We start from the raw sequence: 19,167 nt of genomic DNA, 5'->3' as shown, positions 1-19,167 counted from the left end.
CTCTCAATAGTAGCTAAACGGTCCTCTGTTTACCGACGGCGTAATTGTCGTTTTACTCCCGGGTTGATCCGGAAATGCAATTTCTTTAAAGTCATTCGGCTGCAGTGTGTACTTGTTAGTTGCTGGATCAATATCAGTCCAATCACTATTTGTATAACCAGTATACTTTCCAGCTGGAAATGTTGGGTTGATTGTCTGAGTTTTTAATAACACATTTGCCGCCACCGCATTGGTGATTCCTTGGCAAATTACAGTATTTGGGTGATACCATTGATTACACTGCATATTTATTATATTCGATTGGAAATAAATATTATCCGATATTAAAGTTGTTACTCCTGGTCCATTATCACCTAGTTTAAAATCACCGTTAAATACAATATTTTTGGCCCCGTACATTATTACTGTTGATTTAATTTGTTCATAATTTCCTTCAAATTTAATAGCACTTGTCTGATGAGCAGCATCTCCGATATAAAATGGTCCGTTAATCTGTTGCAAATGAGTGGTGCCTTTGCATGTAAAATATTGGGTCAACACTTTGAAATCACCTCCATTAATACCGGTGAGGGTTAAATCTCCGCCAATTGTAACCATGGTAGCCTGAATACTAATAGTTGCACTTGACCAGCTTTGTGTAATGCTGCCCAGACAGTTGAATGAATAAACATTGGTTACACTGATTTGCTGTCCGGTGCTCGTCGTATCTAGGGATCCCACTTCCACCTGGTTTGTTGCACTGCTCGTAGGATCGCCATTAATTGTGAGGTTCATTTTATCATTCAGATTCATCGTACCTGCTTTAAAATACTTCACATTGTTCAAGGTTAATTCAGGTTTTGTTGTACCTGATGACAAATTACCATTTAACCAAACGTTTGGACAGTCAATCGTCAACTTAGTGTAATGGTCAAGATACAGATTTTTCCCTATTATGATATTTTTGGCTTTAATTTTATTTGTAATGGTGTTGTTTTTAGTTGCCAATGTGACATTTCCGGTAATCCATAGATTATCACAATCAATATCAAGTATTGAGTTGTCCATGAGATTTAAATCGCCAATGATGACGATGTTTTTTGCTTTTAGCGTATTCGACGAATTGTGATTGCCGCCAGCATCCGTTGTATACCCTTTCGCAAAATACAAAAGCTGAGTTTGGAACCTGTCACCAAAATTGTAAATCGGATTCCATACACTTGGCATTGCAGTAGATACCACTATTTGGTTTGCCGCTATGTTTAAAGTCTTACTTCCATTAAAATCAAATCCTGTTAATTTAATATTGCATTGATCAAATTGAGTGTTAGGTCTAACAGACAAGGTATTCCCACTTTCCACAACTGGATTGGGAATCCCATAAACACTATTACCATTATATTTAAAGTTCAAATTATTATTATTTGTTATTTGTGCAGTTACTGTGCTTGAAGCAACGGAAGGCTGAGTCGGCTGGCTTGGGGTTCCTGTTCCCGTTCCCGTTCCCGTTCCTGTTCCTGTTCCTGTTCCGGTTCCGGTTGTTGACGTTGTCAATAGATAATCAAATGTTTGTCGATAATCCAGTTTCCTTACCAAATTTGTCGATTCCACCGAAATGGTATAGGTTGTAGTGGCAATTCCATTTTTTTCATCACCTGTTACTACGGTCTGTTTCCAGCTCAATTTACCGATGCCAATAATTAATTTATCCGTCGTTGGATCTGATGTACTTGGGGTCACAATTTGCGTCAAAGTCAAGGGTGCCAATGGATTTGAGCGAACGCCCTTTATATAAAAAATGACATCGCCATTACTATTATCCGACGTTTTATTTTCTAGCGTGGTGCTCTGCATCGCTGCTATTTTATTATCAATTAAAACCTTTCCATACTCGGTTACGGTCTTTGCATCTAAATAGGCCTGACGACTTTCCACCGATTCCTGAGTAAAAGTGATCGTACCCGTTGCGACTGTGGCTAACGAAGCAACCAGGACAAGCAAAACAAGGCCTAAAATTATAACGAAGGGTAATGCACTTCCTCTTTGATTCATTTTTAGATTCAGCTTTTTAATTCCCATAAAGGCCTCCCTTGAAATACAATCAATCCTAATATAATAGCTCCAAAATCAAAGCGATATGACTGTTTTACGCAATGATTAATTTACACCTTTTTTGCAAAAGCAGTATAATTAATTTGAGCAGTGCCATTGTCATAATATCCACGATAGTATATGTTATAGCCACCGGCACCTGGATATTCTACAATATAAAACTGACGCGGGTATGTTGCCCATTTATCATCGTAGAATTGTCCTTTTGTTGTTATATCTGTTAACTTAGGATTATCCATGCTGTAGGCTTTCCCTTTTTCGTCGGTTCCAACTTCAGTGATCAAAGCCGGAGGAGTACCATTTGATAGCATCGTTACGATTTGATCGACATAATCCTGACCTTTTGCAGCCTCGTTGTTCTTAAGATCGCTGCCAATAATGGACTTCTGCATAAACATCAAGGCGCCAACAATCGTTGTTAAAATAATTGACAAGATCAAAAAAGCCACTAAAAGTTCAATGAGTGTAACCCCGGATTGGTTGCTAATGATTCTTTTCATGGTCCCTCCCGCTTTTTTATATTTTCCTGCAAAGAAAGCCAGTTGCTAAACCGGCTTTTCTCATCTGATATTCTATTTATCCACCATATAAACATTAAAGGTGACACTGATGGTAATATTTCCGCCATCCAGCACCGGTGTCCATCCGGTATAGGACCCAGTGGTGCTGGTCGTGCTGGATGAGTTTGTGACACTGGATACGGAGGTCGTCGTCGTGGCCGGGGCAATGGTAAATTTTGAAATAATCATATCCGGCCGAGCGGCCACGGCATCCAGCAACTGATAAAAGTTTGTTTGGGTCCCGGTCAGTGCCATCGTTACCACACTTGTCCAGGTTGATGAACCGGTTGATGTTCCCGTTGTCGTGCTTGAACTCCCGGTTGTGCTTGCACCGGTTGTTGAACTCGTGTCCGTTGCCGTGCTTGAACCCGTTGTTGAACTCGTCCCCGCTGTCGTGTTCGATCCGGTGGTCGTGCTTGTACCGGCTGTCGTGCTAGAACCCGTTGTTGAACTTGTCCCCGTTGTCGTGTTCGATCCGGTGGTTGAACTCGACCCCGTGGTACCACCTGCCCCGGTCGTGTCGCCGGAATAGGCTTCAAAGAACAACAGCTCCTGCATGGCGTTGCTCTCAATGGCCAGGGAAGTCGGGGCCAGATTATAACTCAGGCACAGCTGTGTCAGCAACGCATCAATCCCTTCATTGGGCAGATGGGCGGAAAAGGGTCCCTTGACTGCCGCCAGTTTAGCCTTGGCAGCATCCTGAGCCGTCATCGTTGCCGGGATGCTGTTAATCGCCGTTGCCATAGTCTGTTGGGTATATCCCGCCTCGGTGGCTTGATCATTCACAACCGCGTAACGCTGATAGCTTGGAAGCGCCATAAAATAGATGCCTCCTGAGACAATTGCGAAACAGATCAGAATGTAGATCAACAATTTTTCCCGTTGTGTCAGTTTTTTCATTGTTGATCACCTGCCTTCAAATAAGCCTGCACCGTAAAGTTGTAACCGGTGAAGGTGGTAGCCGTTGTTCCCGATGTTGTTCCGGAAGTTGCGGTGGACCCCGCCGTTGCGGTCGCCTTGGAATAGCCGTTATAATCCACCTGGACAAAGTACGCCGTGGCTCTTAATCGTTCCACATAACCGGCGGCTTCCTGAACACTGTTCGCGGTCGCGGCGATGCTGACGCCGCCGGTTTCGCCGTCATAAGTCATGCTGTTCAAGGTAATCACACTGTTGCACAGCGTCGCCAGATGCGTCAGCTTATCTGAAACCAGCTTGGGGTTGCTGTTAACAGCGGTATTAATCATCTCTACGTCAGAAACCTGTGAATTGATTCCCTCGACGGCATCAGTTAAATTTTTCGCTTCCAGGTACTGCTGTTGATTCGTGGTATCACTGATATAGGCGTTGCTCGCCTCCAGTTTTTTCTGGGCGCTCATCTGCAGCAAATAGAAGGTCGAAAAAATAATTAAAAAAATTACCGCCATGACAATGGGTATTGCCAGGGCTTTATTTTCAAAATGTCGTTCCTTTTTAACCACCAGGCTTTTTTTATAGGCGGTAAAGAGATTAATGGCCTTGGTTCCGGTAAAAAATGCGGCAATGGGATAAATAAATTTTCCAAAATCAAAGGTTTCATCAATCTCAAACAGCTCTTTTATATTGCGGGTTTGAGGGATAATGAATAACGAAAGATCCGGATCAAACACCAGATTTTTCAAAGAATTCAATTCAAATTCATCCAGGCCGGCATACAGGCTGATATTCAGGGCGTACTCGGATTTCTGGGATTTGTTGAATTGGATTAGCGATGAAAGCTTTGCCGACAGTTCGTCCGCAAAGGCATCGGTGCCGCGTTCCGCCATTAGCCGGGAGCGGGTCGAAAAAATATAAAGGCCGTTTTCAAATAATATCGATAATAAATCTCGCCCGTCCAGGATGTTAAGCGCCAGGGTCATGCCCTTGTAGTCTTTGGTTCCGGAAACATATTGAATAAGGGCATTCAGTCCGACATCAATGCTCAGCACCCTGATTTTCAGGCTTTCAAACAGCGCCGCATAAGACTCGATCACCCGTTTTTCCACGCCGCAGCAGAACATATTGTTTCCGTTCGGACCGGGAATGTTTGAATAATCCACCACCAACTCTTCATAATTTCCGGCGGTGTCTTCAAACTCGGTAGCGGCTAGGGCGGCCAGCTCCTTCGGTTTCAGCCGGGGGACCGCCACATTTTTGATCGCAATCAAACTGCTTTCGATCACTAGCTTCATGTTGGTAAACAAACTGGGATTTTCAGCCAACGCGTCGGAGAGGGTTTGTCTGATGGCCTCCTCATTGGTAATGACCCCATTGATGAGCGCGCCCGCTTCCACCGGCAGTGTTTTAAAATGCTGAATCGTCAGCTGGCCACCCTTCATCGTCCCCTGGACGACTTGGATGCCATCATTTGAAAAAAATACAATTGTCTGCATATAATAAAGCCTTCCTATCCGACGTTTTGATATAAGGTTAAAATTGGCAACATCACCGACAGCATGATGCCGCCAACCATGACTGCCATAATAATAATCATAATGGGTTCAATAAAGGTGACCAGCTGGGTGGTGGCCATTTCCGCTTCATAATCAAACGCATCCGCCACGTCTTCCAGCATTTCATCCAGATTTCCGGATTCTTCACCGATATAGATGGTGGCCACCAGTTTGGCATCGAAGCCGTTGATGGTCTGAATCGATGCTGACAGGGGCTCCCCGTTGCGCACCTGTTCAATGGCTTTGGGAAACTGGGACTGCAAATAGGTGTTGCCGATGGTGTCCCCGCTGATGGTCAAAGCGGTAATCATCGCCAGACCACTGGAATAAAGGGAGCTCAGGGTTCTGGCAAAGCGCGCGGTGTAGATGATCTTCATCAGTTTACCGACTTTTGGTATTTTCAATTTCAGCTGATCTAAAAACAGCTTCACTCGAGGAACCGTTAAAAGAAATGAAACCAGAGCAAATATGACCAGGGTCCCGATCAGATATAAAATCCAGTAGCTGGTCAGCGAATTGCTGATATTGATCATGAACTGGGTGATGGCCGGGAGTTGAATCCCCTGAAACAGGGTAAAGAACTGCGGCAATATCAATGTAAAAATTAACAGCACCACCAAAATGGTGACCACAAAGAGAATCGCCGGGTAAGTCATGGCGCTTTTTATTTTTCCCCGGAGTTTGTGTTCCTTTTCGTAATGATCCGCCATTTTTCGGGCCGTACCTTCCATTTGACCGCTGGCCTCACCGGATTTGTACATATTGATCAGCAGCAGGGGGAAAGCCCCGTTTGTCAATTCCATGGCATAGGACAAGGTGTTGCCACGCTGAATTTCCTGATACAAAATGCCATATACTTTTTTGATCGCCGGCTTGATGTCCCGCTCTTCCATGATTTTAATGGCGCGAATCATCGTGATGCCCGAAGACAGCATACTGGCAATCTGTCTGGAGAAATCGGAAATCTCCATCGGCTTCAATTTATAAGGCTTTTTTGTTTCCTGAACTTCTTTTATTTTTGTTGTGAATTCATTATTTTTCCGCAGGTTTCGACGCACGACGTCGGCATCGGATGCCTCCATGGTGCCATGGATGACCTCGGATTGTAAATTTTTTGCTGTATATTTATAGACCGGCATGAAGCCCTCCATCATTGGAATTTATCTTAACGGTATTATAACCCAAACAGGCTTAAATAGCACTTAATTATTGCATCGCCAGCCAACAAAGCGGTCATGATTCCGACACATAAATACGGGCCGAAAGCCATGTGTTTGTCCTTCGTTTTTTTAGCCAGCAGACTAACCGCCACCACCCCGCCAAGGACCAGACCGATGAAGGTTGCCAGCACGGTATTTGGCCATCCCAACAGGAATCCGGCCACCGCCATCAGCTTGATATCCCCGCCACCGAAGGCCTCACCGATAAAGAGGGTTATCACCAGCATCGGTAGGCTGACGACCACCATGCCGATGACGCGGGACAGCAGTTCCACCTGGGGAAAGCAGAAAAAGGACAGCAGTGCCGGCACCATTAGGGCGATGACCAGTCCGTTGGGAATGGTCATGGTATCGAAATCGATCATGGCGATGCAGATCAGCATCGCTCCGACGGTAAAGACCACGATCCACTGAAAGGAAAAGCCGAAAATCCACAACACCAGAACAGCCAAAGCGCCGGTAAAGAGCTCAATCAGCGGGTATCGCGGCGAAATCTTTTCCCCGCAGTCCGCGCATTTCCCGCGCAGCCAAAGATAGCTGAAAACCGGAATGTTGTGGTAGCCTTTGATCGGAGCGCCACATTTGGGACAGAAGGAACGGCCTTTGGCGATGGAGATCTCTTGGGGCACCCGATAGATGACCACATTGAGAAAGCTGCCGATGACCGCCCCGAACACAAAGATGTAGAGATAGAGAATGAAATTAATGAGTGCAACTGCAACTGTATCGTTCATAAAAAATTAGTTCCTTTCATAACGGTCCGAATGAAGTCGTTGTGAACCGAAAGCAGCGTGTGCTTGGCGCTGGGTTTCACACGAAACAATTTTTACACGGTACGGCGGACAGTTCGCAGAACTGTTCGCCTACACGTTACAAAATTGTTTGTGGAAACTCAGCGCCAAGTCATTTACCTTGATGTTTTTGCGGCGGCGGTTTTCCCGGGTGAATATTTTGTGGTTAAGCCGCTTTTGCTGTAAATAATGTAATCAATGATGGCGTCATTATTTTCATCCACAACCTGAATGACGGCCCCTTGATTCACATCGTCGCCGATGAGTGCCACCAGATCTGCCTGAACCGGAACATGATAGTGCCCCGCGGCTTCAAATTCTATCGCTTTCGCCGTCGCGGCCATATACACCAACTGAGCATTGGCGGCATAGGTGCTGTTGCGAGACGAAAAAACAAGGCCGCCCACCACCAATGCCACCACCAGGAGCAGGGATACCACCGCCAGCGCGAAGCCCCGGCTGAAACCGACTGGCTGGTTATCTCGGGGGGCATATTGATAATTTTTAATTGGATTCATTATAACACATTCCCCGAAATCATTCATTACTACTGAAGGCCAAACTCAGAATTTAACATCAGATGGAGCTGCTGATCCTTGCTCAAATCTAAAAATCTCCCTACCGGCGCAGACCCAATGACGGGTCTGCGCCATAGATAGGGAGATGTGACCCTATGGCGCATAGGGTGGTAGTTTCGTTATTCTCTATTTAACCGCTGAGCTTGGTACTAATGGATCTAATGTTACTCCATTTTTTGTATAAGTTACTTCTTTAACATGCCCATCCGAAGAAATTTTAACAGTCCATGTAGAGTTAGCTGTTTCCGCGGCTACGGGACTAGTACCAGTAATAGCACCTTTATTAGCAATAATATCGCCTTTTAAATAGCTCATCATATCATAATCTGCACCACTTGTGGCGTCAGCTGCTACCGCTGCTACCGCTAATGAGCCTAATTTAAGTGCGTCAACTCCATCTACCGTTGCAGATGTCATTCCAAGGTTTGCTTCTGCAATTGCGGGTGTATTTTTTGCAAATTGTTCAGTCGCGATTGCCTGTGCGGCTATATAAACTTCTCGCTGTTCACTAATAGCCGCTTTCTTTTTCGCATCGCCTACAAATCCCAACATACTCGGGATCGTAAACGCCGCTAAAATCGCCAGGATAACCAGCACCACAATAATTTCAACCAGGGTAAACCCTTTTTTGTCTTTCCGCATTCTGTTAATGAATTCCATCTAATTTTTCTCCTTTATATTATGAAAATTTTAAAAAATCTATAGTATCACCTGCGCCACGAGGCGATTCATAAGCTATCTTCGGTTAACCGGACCGTTTGTTTACCATAATGTTCTTTTGCCGACCCCCGCTTGGCTGGGTTGGCTGGTTTATTTTTCGTAAAACCTCGTTTGATTTTTTGCTCAAAAAAAGCCACACCTTGTGTGGCAGCTGGCTGTCCTATCCTGATGTCCTCCACCAAACTTAGACCCTGTAGCTTTGCGTCGCAAGCTTTCACTTGTTATGCCTCATATTATGAAATTGTAAACTATTTGTAACTTATTCTATGTTATCTGCAGTTTAAAGTCAAGTTATTATTTCATTAATATTTCGCTAAGATGTGATGATTTTTCGTTTTTTTGTTTAGGAGGGAAGGTTTTATTAATTTACCTGAGGCGGATGATGCCTGCGGGCGATCATGGATCGCCCCTACAAGTTTGTAGATTATCCCGTACAAATTTGTAGATTATCCCGTACAAGTTTGTGGAGCACCCCGGTCAAGTTTGTGGAGCACCCCGGTCAAGTTTGTGGATTGACCCAAAAAAACAAAACATCCGAAATTAAAAATCATACAAGCGTCACGCATCATCCCGTAGGGGCGATCCATGATCGCCCGCCAAGTTTGTAGCGCATCCCAGACAAGTTTGTGGCACACCCCGGTCAAGTTTGTGGTTTGTACCCCAAAAACCAAAACAACAGAAATTAAAAATCATGTGAGCGTCACGCATTATCCCGTAGGGGCGATCCATGATCGCCCGCCAACGCAAATACCCGTACAAACGTAGTACCGACAATTGTTAGATCATGTTGCACCCTAAGGAGCAGGCTCTCTGCATCAAGGCGAACAGGCGATAGCCTGTACGAATTGCAAGCATACAACTGATTAACAATTGGTCGGTACGGTGTCTGCACGATAACCATTCTGATCACTTCCCAAAATACTGGTTGAACTCCTGCTTGTCGCTGGCCCACTCCAAACCGATATCGTAGGTAATCTGCTGCTCTTTGACCAGCCTGGCCAGATCGGAATTCAGGGTTCGCATGCCGTCCCGGCCGCCGGTTTGCATCACCGATGCCAGCTGATGGGTTTTGCTGTCCCGAATCAGGTTTAAAACCGCGTCGGTGCCAATCAGTACCTCCAGGGCCGCCATGCGGCCCTGGCCGTTTGCCAGCGGCACCAGCTGCTGGGTGACGACGCCTTTTAAAATGCTGGAAAGCTGGGTTCTAATCTGCTGCTGGCTGTAGGGGGGAAAGACATCGATGATGCGGTCGATGGTATTGGCCGCCCCGATGGTATGCAGGGTGGATAAAACCAGATGGCCAGTTTCGGCGGCGGTAACGGCGGCTGAAATGGTTTCGAAGTCGCGCATTTCGCCCACCAGAATAACGTCGGGGTCTTCTCGCAGGGAGGACCGCAGGGCGCCGGCAAAGGAGGGCACATCCGTCCCGACCTCGCGCTGATGGACGATGCTTTTTTTGTGTTCGTGCTTATATTCCACCGGGTTCTCCACCGTCAGAATATGCAGGGCCTTGTTGGTATTGATATAATCGATCATCGCCGCCAGGGTGGTGGACTTCCCGCTGCCCGTGGGGCCGGTAATCAGAATCAGGCCGCGCGGCTCATTGGCCAGTTTTCTCATAATCGGGGGCAGCTTGAGCTCTTCAAAGCTCGGGATGGTATCGTTCAGCAGCCGCACGGCGGCTGCATAGCTGCCCTGTTGTTTATAAATATTCACCCGCTGTCTGAGGCCTTCCGGGGTCACATGGCAGAAATCCAGATCATCCCCGGCGCGCAGGAGTTTGAGTTCTTCCGGATCGAGGATGGAAAAAATCAGCTCTTCGATCAGCTCGGGATTGTGTTCAAAATCGCTTTGATATAATTGTCCATTTTTACGAAACACCGGGGGCAGCTCGCGGGACAAATGGATGTCGGAACAATCGTTGCGGCGGCCGTAGTTGACCAGGTCTAAAAAGCTTGTCTTCATTTTTCTCCCCTATTCCACGTAATATGATAATTTCAGAAATTCTTCCATTGTGGTCACGCCGCTTTTCGTCAGCTGCTCCACGCTTTTTCGCAGCGGAATCAGCTTTTGATTTTGTTCTACATAGTCATAGATGTTTTCCGTGGGCTCTTTTCGGGAAATCATGGTTCGAATGGTTTTATCAACGGCCAGTATTTCATGAATCGCGGTTCGTCCTTTGTAGCCGGTGTGGTTGCAGAGATGACAGCCGCGTCCTCGATAGAGGGTGGTGACGGACTCGTCGTTTAACAGTTCTCGCTCGATATCCGAAGCTTGATAGGCTTCCCGGCAATTGTTGCAGATCTTTTTGACCAGCCGCTGCGCCACCACCCCGGTTAGGGAATTGGCAACCATATAGGGCTCCACGCCCATATCCTCCAGCCGCGCGATGGTGGAAACCGCGTCGTTGGTATGAATGGTCGATAATACCAGATGGCCGGTGATGGCTGAACGGACGGCAATGGAAGCCGTTTCATTATCACGGGTTTCACCGACCATGATAATATCCGGGTCCTGCCGTAAAATCGAGCGCAATCCGGACTCAAAGGTCAGCCCGGCCAAAATATTCACCTGGGTCTGGTTGATGTTAGCCAGATTTTTTTCCACCGGATCTTCAATGGTGGCAATATTGACGGCATTTTTGCTCAGCATTTCCAGCAGCATATAGAGCGTCGTTGTTTTTCCGCTGCCGGTCGGGCCGGTGATGTAGATCACCCCATGGGGGCTTTTAAGCACCTGCAGCATTTTTTCGTAATCTTCAGGGGTCATTCCAAACTGTTCGGCATGATCCAGGGCGGTGTTCATATTTAAAAAACGAAGCACCATTTTTTCCCCATAAATCGTCGGAATGCTGGAGGTTCGGATGTTCATGTCGACCTTGTCGATGCGCACCCGGAAGTGACCATCCTGAGGGGAACGCCGTTCTGCAATATCCAGATTCGACAGTATTTTAATGCGGGCCACCAGCGATTGATGCAAATTTGGTTCCAGCGTCAGATACTCTACAATCAAACCGTCGATCCGCATCCGGATGATCGTTTCATTCTCAAACGGTTCGATATGGATATCGCTGGCTCCGGCGCTGTAGCCTTTTAACAGAACCGAATTGACCAGATTGACAATCGGGGCATCCTTTTCATTGGTGGTAATTTCTTCCACAAAAGAAATACTGGTACCGCCGACCGTTTCATTCGCCACTGATGCCGCCTTTTTGGCTTCAATTTCGGTGTAGGCATTGTGGATGGTCGCAAGGATCACTTCCTTGGTGGCCAGCACCACATCAATGGGCATGTTGGTAATCAGGCGGACGTCTTCCATGGCATAAAAATCCAGGGGATCATTCATCGCTACCAGCAGCCGATTGTTTGCTTCGCTGATGGGAATAAGGTTATATTTAATCGCCATATTCTGGGGGATTTTCCCGGCCGCATCGAGGTTGATCACCGTCTCATTAAGATCCAGCACCTCCACATTAAGGCGTTGCGACAAAGCCTGGAGCAGCTGGGCTTCTGTCACATAGCCATAATCCACCAGAATCGCGCCCAGCCGTTTGCTTTTATCAATTTTCTGATAAGCCAGGGCCTCCTGAAGCTGTTCTTCTCTGATAAACCCGGCATTTTTCAGAACATCACCAATACGAATATTTTTTGTTTCCATTTTCCCCTCTTTTCCTCGTCACTCAAGCAGATATTATTATCATCATTTTAACAAGTCCAGGTCCGCTTATTTCTTAAAAACCGTTTCTTCGAAATCATCAACCGTCATCGGTTTTCCATAATAATAGCCTTGAATGATATCGCAATTCAGTTTTCTTAAAATATCAACCTCTTCTTTGGTCTCAATGCCTTCGGCAACAACGGTCATGCCCAGTTGTTTAATTAACTCAATCATCGCTTTTACGACAATTTGGGTCCGTTCATTTTTAAGATTGTCTTTAAAAAAGCCCTGATCGATCTTGATGGTATCCAACGGCAGAGTTTCCAACAGATTGATGGACGAGTACCCTGACCCGAAGTCATCCATCGATATTTTAAAGCCGTCATCGCGGAAGTTTTTACCGACTTCAATCATCCGCTCAAGGTCTTCAAAAATAACGGACTCGGTTATTTCCATCTCCAGGCAGTGTTTTTTTATGCAATAGTCATCCGTAATTTTCAGCACTTTTTGAGTGAAATCAGATTGATGCAGGTTCTTTCGGGAAATATTCACGGAAACCGTCATTTCCGGAAAGCCGTTTTCTTCCCAGTGTTTGAGGATCTTGCAGGCTGCTTTGATCATGAACATATCCAGTTTTCTGATGAACCCGGTTTGTTCGAAAATCGGAATAAACTCGCCCGGACTTCGCAAGCCCTTTTGGGGATGATTCCAACGAACCAGCGCTTCACAGCCGCAGAATTCATCGGTATGCAGATTGTACTTCGGCTGTAAATACATTTCAAACTCATTATTATTCAGGGCTTCGTCCATGCTGTCAATGATTTCTTTTTCATCCTCAATTATTTTTCGAAAAGCATCAGAATAAAAAAACCAAGTACCGTTTTCCGATCTTTTCGCGGCAATTCTGGCCATATTCGCTTTTTCTCTAATTTTTTCCAAATCTTTTGTTTCATTTTCAATTATGTAAATTCCAAAATGACAAACAATTTTTTCTTTGATCTTCAACACTTCTTTTTCGGCGTTTAAAATACAAATGAAATTTCTGATGCGCTGGGTGATTTTCCCATGGCTTGGCCCACCGCAAAATATCACAAAATGGTCCGCCGACACCCGGGCGCAGGTTTCATTTTTACCCAGATTGGCTTTCAAGATATCCATAATCAATTTAAGGAGTTCGTTGCCACGATCAAGACCGTAGGCTTCATTGATAAACCGAAACTGATCAATGTCAAAGGTCAGCAAAACATAGCTTCGCTGGTCTTTTTTTCCCAGCATTTCCGTCGCTTCCAATTTGAATTTCTGCCAGTTATTTCCTCCGGTTACTTCGTCTTCAAAAGCAATTTTTGCCAATTTATTTTTTGAGCGGTTCTGGAAAATTAAAATGATCAAAAACAACAGACTGATCGCAATCAAAGCGATAACAATCAGAAAAGATGCTGATTCAAGAATTTTCATCGTTTGGACATTCACAACCCGCGTGGGGACAACCGTCATCATATACCAATCGCTGATGGTCAGTGGTTCATATACGGTATACCGCTCCAGGCCGTTATATTTGCTGATATAACTTCCGCTTTCGCCCTTTTCCATCTTTGCCTTCAGGGTTTCCAGGCTATCCCCTCCGCTAAACTCAGCCTTTCCTAAAACATCAAACATATTGTCAAAATCTCCGACACTGTTGGGATGAAGGGATCCGACCACTTCATCCCCGTTTGCTTTTACGATGAACGAATACCCTTGATTGTTAAAGGTGTCCACGCCGAGGAATTCTTTAAAACTCTCGGTTTCTACGGTCGCCACAAGAACAGCCGCGACGTCATTGCCATTAAATATCGGCGTGGCATAAGCATTAATCTTTTTCCCGTCGATATAATCCGTAATGGTTTCCGAAACCACTGATTTTCCGGCCAGTGCCTCCTGAAAATAGACCCGTCCGCTGATACTACTCTCTATTCCGTCGGTCGTCATCACCGCTCCGTTGGGAAGGGCAATCGCCATGCGTTTATAATCGCTTTTTTGGGCCTGAAGTTTGATCAGATTGACCATTTGAGCCTGATCAAAATTACCGCTGGCCTGAATCATTCTTGCCGTTATTTTCAAATTTTCGATCTGATTGTTCGTCTTGGATTCAACCAGCTCCACGCCCTGATTGCCGACTTCCGAAAGATATAAAAGCGTTTCTGCTTTCAATTCTCTGTTGATAACGGCTGTGTAATAATAACTCGCTCCAAAAAATAGAGCAACAACGAGAATAGAAATAATACTGATTTTCGTGATGCTGAATTTTGCTTTCATCGCTTGTCCCTTCTGTTGCTTTGCTGTTGTTTTCTATCAATTTTTTTTACGATTCAAATTTTTCGTTTTGAAACGATTATTTTTATTCTACCAAATCAAAAGAACTTATTCAATGTAATTGAATAAGTTCTTTTGATAAAAAAGGTTAAATATCGATATAGTTTTCAAATTTATGTTTGCTGTAATGCAGATTGCGTAATGCATCATACCGTAGGGGCAGGTATTACCATTATCAATGTATTTGATCAGGAAGCCTTCATGCCTCGCACCGACCGGTCTTGTTTAATTCCCCAGTTCAGGCATCATACCGTAGGGGCGGGTATTACCCGCCCGCAACCGTTTGTTCCAGCATTACGTTTTCGGGCGATTGATAATCGCCCCTACAAGTTTAGTTTACGTTCTTAACGGATATCCTTGATATTCACTAAATCTATTTTCTCCATGGTTCGATTGGATTTCAGGCAGTCCAGCAGGGCCTGGGCGGTATCCAGAGAAGTCAGCAAGCTGATTGAGCTTTCCACTGATTTTCGACGCATCCGAACGCTGTCGTTTAGCGGCATGCGCCCTTTGGTTGAGGTGGAAATCACGTAATTGATTTTTCCGCTTTCTAACAGGGTGCCGATATTCGGTTCGCTTTCCGACATGCGGCGGACCACCTTGGTGGGAATATTGTTCTCGTTGAGAATAAGCGCGGTTCCCACCGTCCCATAAATGGTAAAGCCCATTTCGTGGAATTGACGGCCAATCGCAATGATCGGTTCCTTATCCCGGTCTTTAACCGTCAGGATCACGCCGCCGGAGCGTTCCATTTTGCTTCCTGAAGCCACCAAGCCTTTGTAGAGAGCATCCGCAAAGGTTTTTGCCACCCCCAGAACCTCGCCGGTGGATTTCATTTCCGGTCCCAATTGGGTATCCACATCCTGGAGCTTGGCAAAACTGAATACCGGTACTTTCACGGCAACGTAATCCCCTTCCGGATACAACCCCGGGGTGTACCCTAAATCAACCAATTTTTCGCCCAGCATCATCTTAGTAGCCAGGTTCACCATCGGAATATCCGTCACTTTTGAAATATAGGGAACCGTTCGTGACGAACGGGGGTTGACTTCAATCACGTAAACTTTGCCCTTGTAAATGACATATTGAATATTGACCATGCCGATAATATCCAGCGCCTTGACCAGCCGTCCGGTATAATCGACAATGGTTTGCTTCGTCTCTTCATCCAGCGTCTGGGGCGGATAAACGGAAATCGAATCGCCAGAATGAACTCCGGCTCTTTCGATGTGTTCCATAATCCCCGGGATCAGGTAGTTTTCGCCATCGCTGATGGCATCCACTTCCACTTCTTTGCCCATCAGATATTTATCAATCAAGACGGGATTTTCCAGCTCGTGAGTCGTGATGATGTTCATGTATTCAACAACATCCTCTTCTTCATAAGCAATAATCATATTCTGCCCGCCTAAAACATAGGAAGGCCGCAGCAGTACCGGAAAGCCCAATCGATTGGCGACTTCTACACCGTCTTCGGTGGTAAACACGGTTTCACCCTGTGGTCTGGGGATCTGACATTTTTCCAGTAGCTGATCGAAAACTTCCCGGTCTTCCGCCGCATCAACATTCGCCGGCGATGTTCCCAATACCGGCACACCCATTTTTTCCAGATATCGGGTCAATTTGATGGCGGTTTGTCCGCCAAACTGAACGATGGCGCCGATCGGTTTTTCGGTTTCCACGACGGAGCGAACATCTTCCTGGGTCAATGGTTCAAAATAGAGCCGATCGGAGGTGTCATAGTCGGTGGACACGGTTTCTGGATTGTTGTTGATTAAAATGGATTCATAGCCCATTTCTCTTAATGCCCATGAACAATGCACGGAACAATAGTCAAACTCAATCCCCTGGCCGATCCGAATCGGACCGGAGCCCAGCACCAGAATTCTTTTTTTGTCGGAGGGATGCTCTTCAATAAACAGCGCGGCTTCATTTTCTTTATCCCGGGTGGAATAAAAATAGGGTGTCTGGGCGGCGAATTCGCCGGCACAGGTATCAACCATTTTAAAGGAAGCATAAGTTTTTGTCGCTTCCTGAATCGGCGCTCCCGATAATGCTTCAATCGTTTTGTCGAGAAAGCCGATTTCCCGGGCCACGCACACGCGCTCTTCGGTTAATCCTTTGGTGGCCAGGTCTTTTTCCATGATGGCTAAATGACGCAGCTTGTCCAAAAACCATTTATCTATTTTGGTGATGTCAAAAATCGTATCCAGCGATACCCCTCTTTTGATGGCTTCATAAACGACAAAACAGCGCTCATCATCGGAATCGCCCAGCATTGCCATAATTTCAGCATCGGTGGACTGTACCAGTTTATCGATTGACAGGGTCTCAAAGCCCAATTCGATGGAGCGGATGGCTTTCATCATGGCATGTTCAAAACTTGATCCAATCGCCATGATTTCTCCGGTCGCTTTCATTTGGGTGCCGAGGGTCCGTTTAGCATAGACAAATTTATCAAACGGCCAGCGCGGAAATTTCACCACAATATAATCCAGCGCCGGTTCAAAACAGGCCGTCGTGGTTCCGGTTACCTCATTGATGATTTCATCAAGGGAAAACCCGACGGCAATCTGGCTGGCAACCTTGGCGATGGGATATCCGGTCGCTTTTGATGCCAATGCCGAGGAACGGGAAACCCGTGGATTGACCTCGATAACTGCATAATTAAAGTTTTGCGGATTGAGCGCAAACTGGCAATTGCAACCACCCTCAACCTTTAAGGCAGAAATGATTTTTAGGGCTGAAGTCCGCAGCATTTGGAATTCTTTATCACTTAAGGTCTGACAGGGGGCGACTACGATGGAATCCCCGGTATGAATGCCCACCGGGTCGAGGTTTTCCATACTGCAGACGGTGATGACGTTCCCTTTGGCATCCCGCATGACTTCAAACTCGATTTCTTTCCAGCCGGCAATGCCCTTTTCAACCAAGATTTGGGTAATCGGGGACAGTCGCAAGCCATTCGTCGCTACTTCTTCCAGCTCTTTCTGGTTGTTGACAATCCCGCCGCCGGTGCCGCCCAGAGTAAAGGCCGGTCTGACAATCACCGGATAACCCATATTTAAGGCGAACGTGACGGCGGCTTCAACGGTTGTCACCACTTCGGACGGAATACAGGGTTCCCCGATTTCCTGCATCATATCCTTAAAGGCCTGACGGTCTTCCGCTTTTTCAATGGTTTCCAGATTGGCGCCCAGCAGCTTGACGTCATGAGCCTCTAAAAAGCCTTCTTTGGCCAGCTGCATCGATAGGGTTAAGCCGGTTTGTCCGCCGATCGTGGAAAGAATACTATCAGGTTTTTCCATTAAAATAATCCGTCTGATGACGGTCAGCGTTAGCGGTTCAATATAGACCTTATCCGCCATAATCTTATCGGTCATAATGGTCGCTGGATTTGAATTAACGAGAATGACTTCCAGTCCCAGTTTTTTCAGGGCCTTACAGGCCTGGGTTCCGGCATAATCAAATTCCGCCGCCTGGCCAATAATAATGGGACCTGACCCGATCACGAGCACACGTTTTATATCGCTTCTTAAAGGCATCCCTGTTGCCCCCTTTCCATAAGATTGGTAAATTTCTCAAATAAATAGCCGGTATCATTTGGTCCCGCACTGGCTTCCGGATGAAATTGGACGGTGAAGGCATGAATGTTTTTGTACTCAATGCCTTCACAGGTGCCATCATTCAAATTAAAATGGGTAACCTGCCCCACTGCTTCGGGAATACTTTCCGATACCACGGCATAGCCATGATTTTGACTGGTAATAAAGACCCGATCCATGGTTACATCCTTAACCGGCTGGTTCATACCGCGGTGTCCATATTTAAGTTTAAAGGTTTCTCCGCCTAAAGCCAGAGCCAGCAGCTGATGTCCCAGGCAAATGCCAAAAATGGGTTTCCCGTAATTGATAAAGTCTTTCAGGTTTTCAATGATTTGAACATTTTCCGCCGGATCTCCCGGTCCGTTTGACAGCATGATCCCATCGGGATTAAGGGTCCGGATTTCTTCAATGGTAGTGTTGGCGGGCATAACCGTCACGTTACATCCCAACCGCAGCAGCATCCGCCGGATATTATGTTTATAGCCATAATCGATTAACGCCACATGATTTGCACGGTTAACCTGACTGTAATACCAGCCCTTATTCTTTCGGGTAACGGCCTGGACCGGATCCACCACTTTAAAGGCGCGGATTTTTTCTAACAGTTCTTCTTTGTTGTTTTCAAACGATTCTGTGGTAATGGCGCCATTCATGGTCCCGTGTTCACGGATGATCCGGGTGATGGCACGGGTATCCACATCCCAAATACCGATTTTATCCTGTTCGATCATAAATTCATTGATGTTTTTGGCATTTCTGAAGTTTGACGGTTCTTCACACCATTCTTTAGTGATATAACCATTGACCCAACTTTTTTCAGATTCCATATCGTCGCTGTTTATTCCATAATTTCCAATCAGAGGGTAGGTTTGCAGCACAATTTGACCATAATAAGATGGATCCGTTAGCACTTCCTGGTAGCCTGTCATTCCTGTTGTAAAGACGATTTCTCCAATCGTGGTGCCTTCGCACCCAAAATTATAGCCTTCAAAAACGCTGCCGTCTGATAAAACCAGCCAGGCGCGTTTATCTCTTTTATAATAAGACATATCTTACCTCCGTTTTTTTATATTTTCAAAAAATACCTGATTGCAAGCAACCAGGTATTTCGTATTAGCACAT

At 45.9% G+C, this 19,167-nt stretch carries 13 protein-coding genes and 1 riboswitch; all 13 genes read right to left on the bottom strand.

Annotation, left to right across the window (positions count from 1 at the left end):
- Nucleotides 1-3: 3 nt before the first annotated feature.
- Nucleotides 4-2,058: a hypothetical protein gene (locus FZC41_RS17515; RefSeq protein WP_186855164.1), complete on the bottom strand. Its 2,055-nt coding sequence runs from the start codon at nucleotides 2,056-2,058 to the stop codon at nucleotides 4-6.
- 83 nt (nucleotides 2,059-2,141) lie between these two features.
- Nucleotides 2,142-2,591, bottom strand: coding sequence for a type IV pilus modification PilV family protein (locus FZC41_RS07830; RefSeq protein WP_148566848.1), 450 nt, complete (start codon nucleotides 2,589-2,591; stop codon nucleotides 2,142-2,144).
- 72 nt (nucleotides 2,592-2,663) lie between these two features.
- Nucleotides 2,664-3,551 carry a hypothetical protein gene (locus FZC41_RS07825; protein ID WP_148566847.1) on the bottom strand — a complete coding sequence of 296 codons (888 nt, stop codon included), beginning with the start codon at nucleotides 3,549-3,551 and terminating at the stop codon, nucleotides 2,664-2,666.
- Entirely contained in the window at nucleotides 3,548-5,062 is a 1,515-nt protein-coding gene (gene pilM, locus FZC41_RS07820; RefSeq protein ID WP_148566846.1) for a type IV pilus biogenesis protein PilM, read from the bottom strand. The genes FZC41_RS07825 and pilM overlap by 4 nt, the downstream gene beginning before the upstream one ends.
- 14 nt (nucleotides 5,063-5,076) lie before the next feature.
- Nucleotides 5,077-6,261 (bottom strand): type II secretion system F family protein, encoded by a 1,185-nt coding sequence (locus FZC41_RS07815; protein WP_148566845.1) that lies wholly within the window; start codon nucleotides 6,259-6,261, stop codon nucleotides 5,077-5,079.
- Nucleotides 6,262-6,296: 35 nt separating this feature from the next.
- The gene (locus tag FZC41_RS07810) at nucleotides 6,297-7,076 is read right to left on the bottom strand and encodes a prepilin peptidase (protein ID WP_148566844.1); all 780 of its coding nucleotides are present in this window, start codon (nucleotides 7,074-7,076) and stop codon (nucleotides 6,297-6,299) included.
- Nucleotides 7,077-7,249: 173 nt separating this feature from the next.
- A complete protein-coding gene (locus tag FZC41_RS07805) occupies nucleotides 7,250-7,651 on the bottom strand; it encodes a hypothetical protein (RefSeq protein WP_148566843.1) in 402 nt (133 codons plus the stop codon).
- A 186-nt stretch (nucleotides 7,652-7,837) separates the two neighbouring features.
- Nucleotides 7,838-8,371: a type II secretion system protein gene (locus tag FZC41_RS07800; protein WP_148566842.1), complete on the bottom strand. Its 534-nt coding sequence runs from the start codon at nucleotides 8,369-8,371 to the stop codon at nucleotides 7,838-7,840.
- A gap of 203 nt (nucleotides 8,372-8,574) precedes the next feature.
- Nucleotides 8,575-8,669, bottom strand: a riboswitch (cyclic di-GMP riboswitch).
- A 668-nt stretch (nucleotides 8,670-9,337) separates the two neighbouring features.
- On the bottom strand, nucleotides 9,338-10,396 hold the full coding sequence (locus tag FZC41_RS07795) for a type IV pilus twitching motility protein PilT (protein WP_148566841.1): 1,059 nt from the start codon (nucleotides 10,394-10,396) through the stop codon (nucleotides 9,338-9,340).
- Nucleotides 10,397-10,405: 9 nt separating this feature from the next.
- Nucleotides 10,406-12,088 carry a GspE/PulE family protein gene (locus FZC41_RS07790; protein ID WP_148566840.1) on the bottom strand — a complete coding sequence of 561 codons (1,683 nt, stop codon included), beginning with the start codon at nucleotides 12,086-12,088 and terminating at the stop codon, nucleotides 10,406-10,408.
- A 66-nt stretch (nucleotides 12,089-12,154) separates the two neighbouring features.
- Nucleotides 12,155-14,383: a bifunctional diguanylate cyclase/phosphodiesterase gene (locus tag FZC41_RS07785; protein WP_148566839.1), complete on the bottom strand. Its 2,229-nt coding sequence runs from the start codon at nucleotides 14,381-14,383 to the stop codon at nucleotides 12,155-12,157.
- Nucleotides 14,384-14,784: 401 nt separating this feature from the next.
- The gene (carB, locus tag FZC41_RS07780; RefSeq protein ID WP_148566838.1) at nucleotides 14,785-17,985 is read right to left on the bottom strand and encodes a carbamoyl-phosphate synthase large subunit; all 3,201 of its coding nucleotides are present in this window, start codon (nucleotides 17,983-17,985) and stop codon (nucleotides 14,785-14,787) included.
- Nucleotides 17,976-19,094 carry a glutamine-hydrolyzing carbamoyl-phosphate synthase small subunit gene (carA, locus tag FZC41_RS07775; RefSeq protein WP_148566837.1) on the bottom strand — a complete coding sequence of 373 codons (1,119 nt, stop codon included), beginning with the start codon at nucleotides 19,092-19,094 and terminating at the stop codon, nucleotides 17,976-17,978. Before carA ends, carB begins: the two co-directional genes overlap by 10 nt.
- Nucleotides 19,095-19,167: the final 73 nt, after the last annotated feature.

Origin of the sequence: Acetobacterium paludosum, from assembly GCF_008086595.1 — a bacterium.
Taxonomy (GTDB): domain Bacteria; phylum Bacillota; class Clostridia; order Eubacteriales; family Eubacteriaceae; genus Acetobacterium; species Acetobacterium paludosum.
Note: the sequence above shows the minus strand (reverse complement) of the source record. Positions and strands in the feature narration are given on the sequence as shown.

Bases quoted from the DNA above. Each gene is read 5' to 3' on its own strand.
- FZC41_RS07830 (WP_148566848.1), bottom strand. From the start codon at position 2,591: ATGAAAAGAATCATTAGCAACCAATCCGGGGTTACACTCATTGAACTT.
- FZC41_RS07785 (WP_148566839.1), bottom strand. From the start codon at position 14,383: ATGAAAGCAAAATTCAGCATCACGAAAATCAGTATTATTTCTATTCTC.
- FZC41_RS07825 (WP_148566847.1), bottom strand. From the start codon at position 3,551: ATGAAAAAACTGACACAACGGGAAAAATTGTTGATCTACATTCTGATC.
- FZC41_RS07800 (WP_148566842.1), bottom strand. From the start codon at position 8,371: ATGGAATTCATTAACAGAATGCGGAAAGACAAAAAAGGGTTTACCCTG.
- carA (WP_148566837.1), bottom strand. From the start codon at position 19,094: ATGTCTTATTATAAAAGAGATAAACGCGCCTGGCTGGTTTTATCAGAC.
- FZC41_RS07810 (WP_148566844.1), bottom strand. From the start codon at position 7,076: ATGAACGATACAGTTGCAGTTGCACTCATTAATTTCATTCTCTATCTC.
- FZC41_RS07795 (WP_148566841.1), bottom strand. From the start codon at position 10,396: ATGAAGACAAGCTTTTTAGACCTGGTCAACTACGGCCGCCGCAACGAT.
- pilM (WP_148566846.1), bottom strand. From the start codon at position 5,062: ATGCAGACAATTGTATTTTTTTCAAATGATGGCATCCAAGTCGTCCAG.
- FZC41_RS07815 (WP_148566845.1), bottom strand. From the start codon at position 6,261: ATGCCGGTCTATAAATATACAGCAAAAAATTTACAATCCGAGGTCATC.
- FZC41_RS17515 (WP_186855164.1), bottom strand. From the start codon at position 2,058: ATGGGAATTAAAAAGCTGAATCTAAAAATGAATCAAAGAGGAAGTGCA.
- FZC41_RS07790 (WP_148566840.1), bottom strand. From the start codon at position 12,088: ATGGAAACAAAAAATATTCGTATTGGTGATGTTCTGAAAAATGCCGGG.
- FZC41_RS07805 (WP_148566843.1), bottom strand. From the start codon at position 7,651: ATGAATCCAATTAAAAATTATCAATATGCCCCCCGAGATAACCAGCCA.
- carB (WP_148566838.1), bottom strand. From the start codon at position 17,985: ATGCCTTTAAGAAGCGATATAAAACGTGTGCTCGTGATCGGGTCAGGT.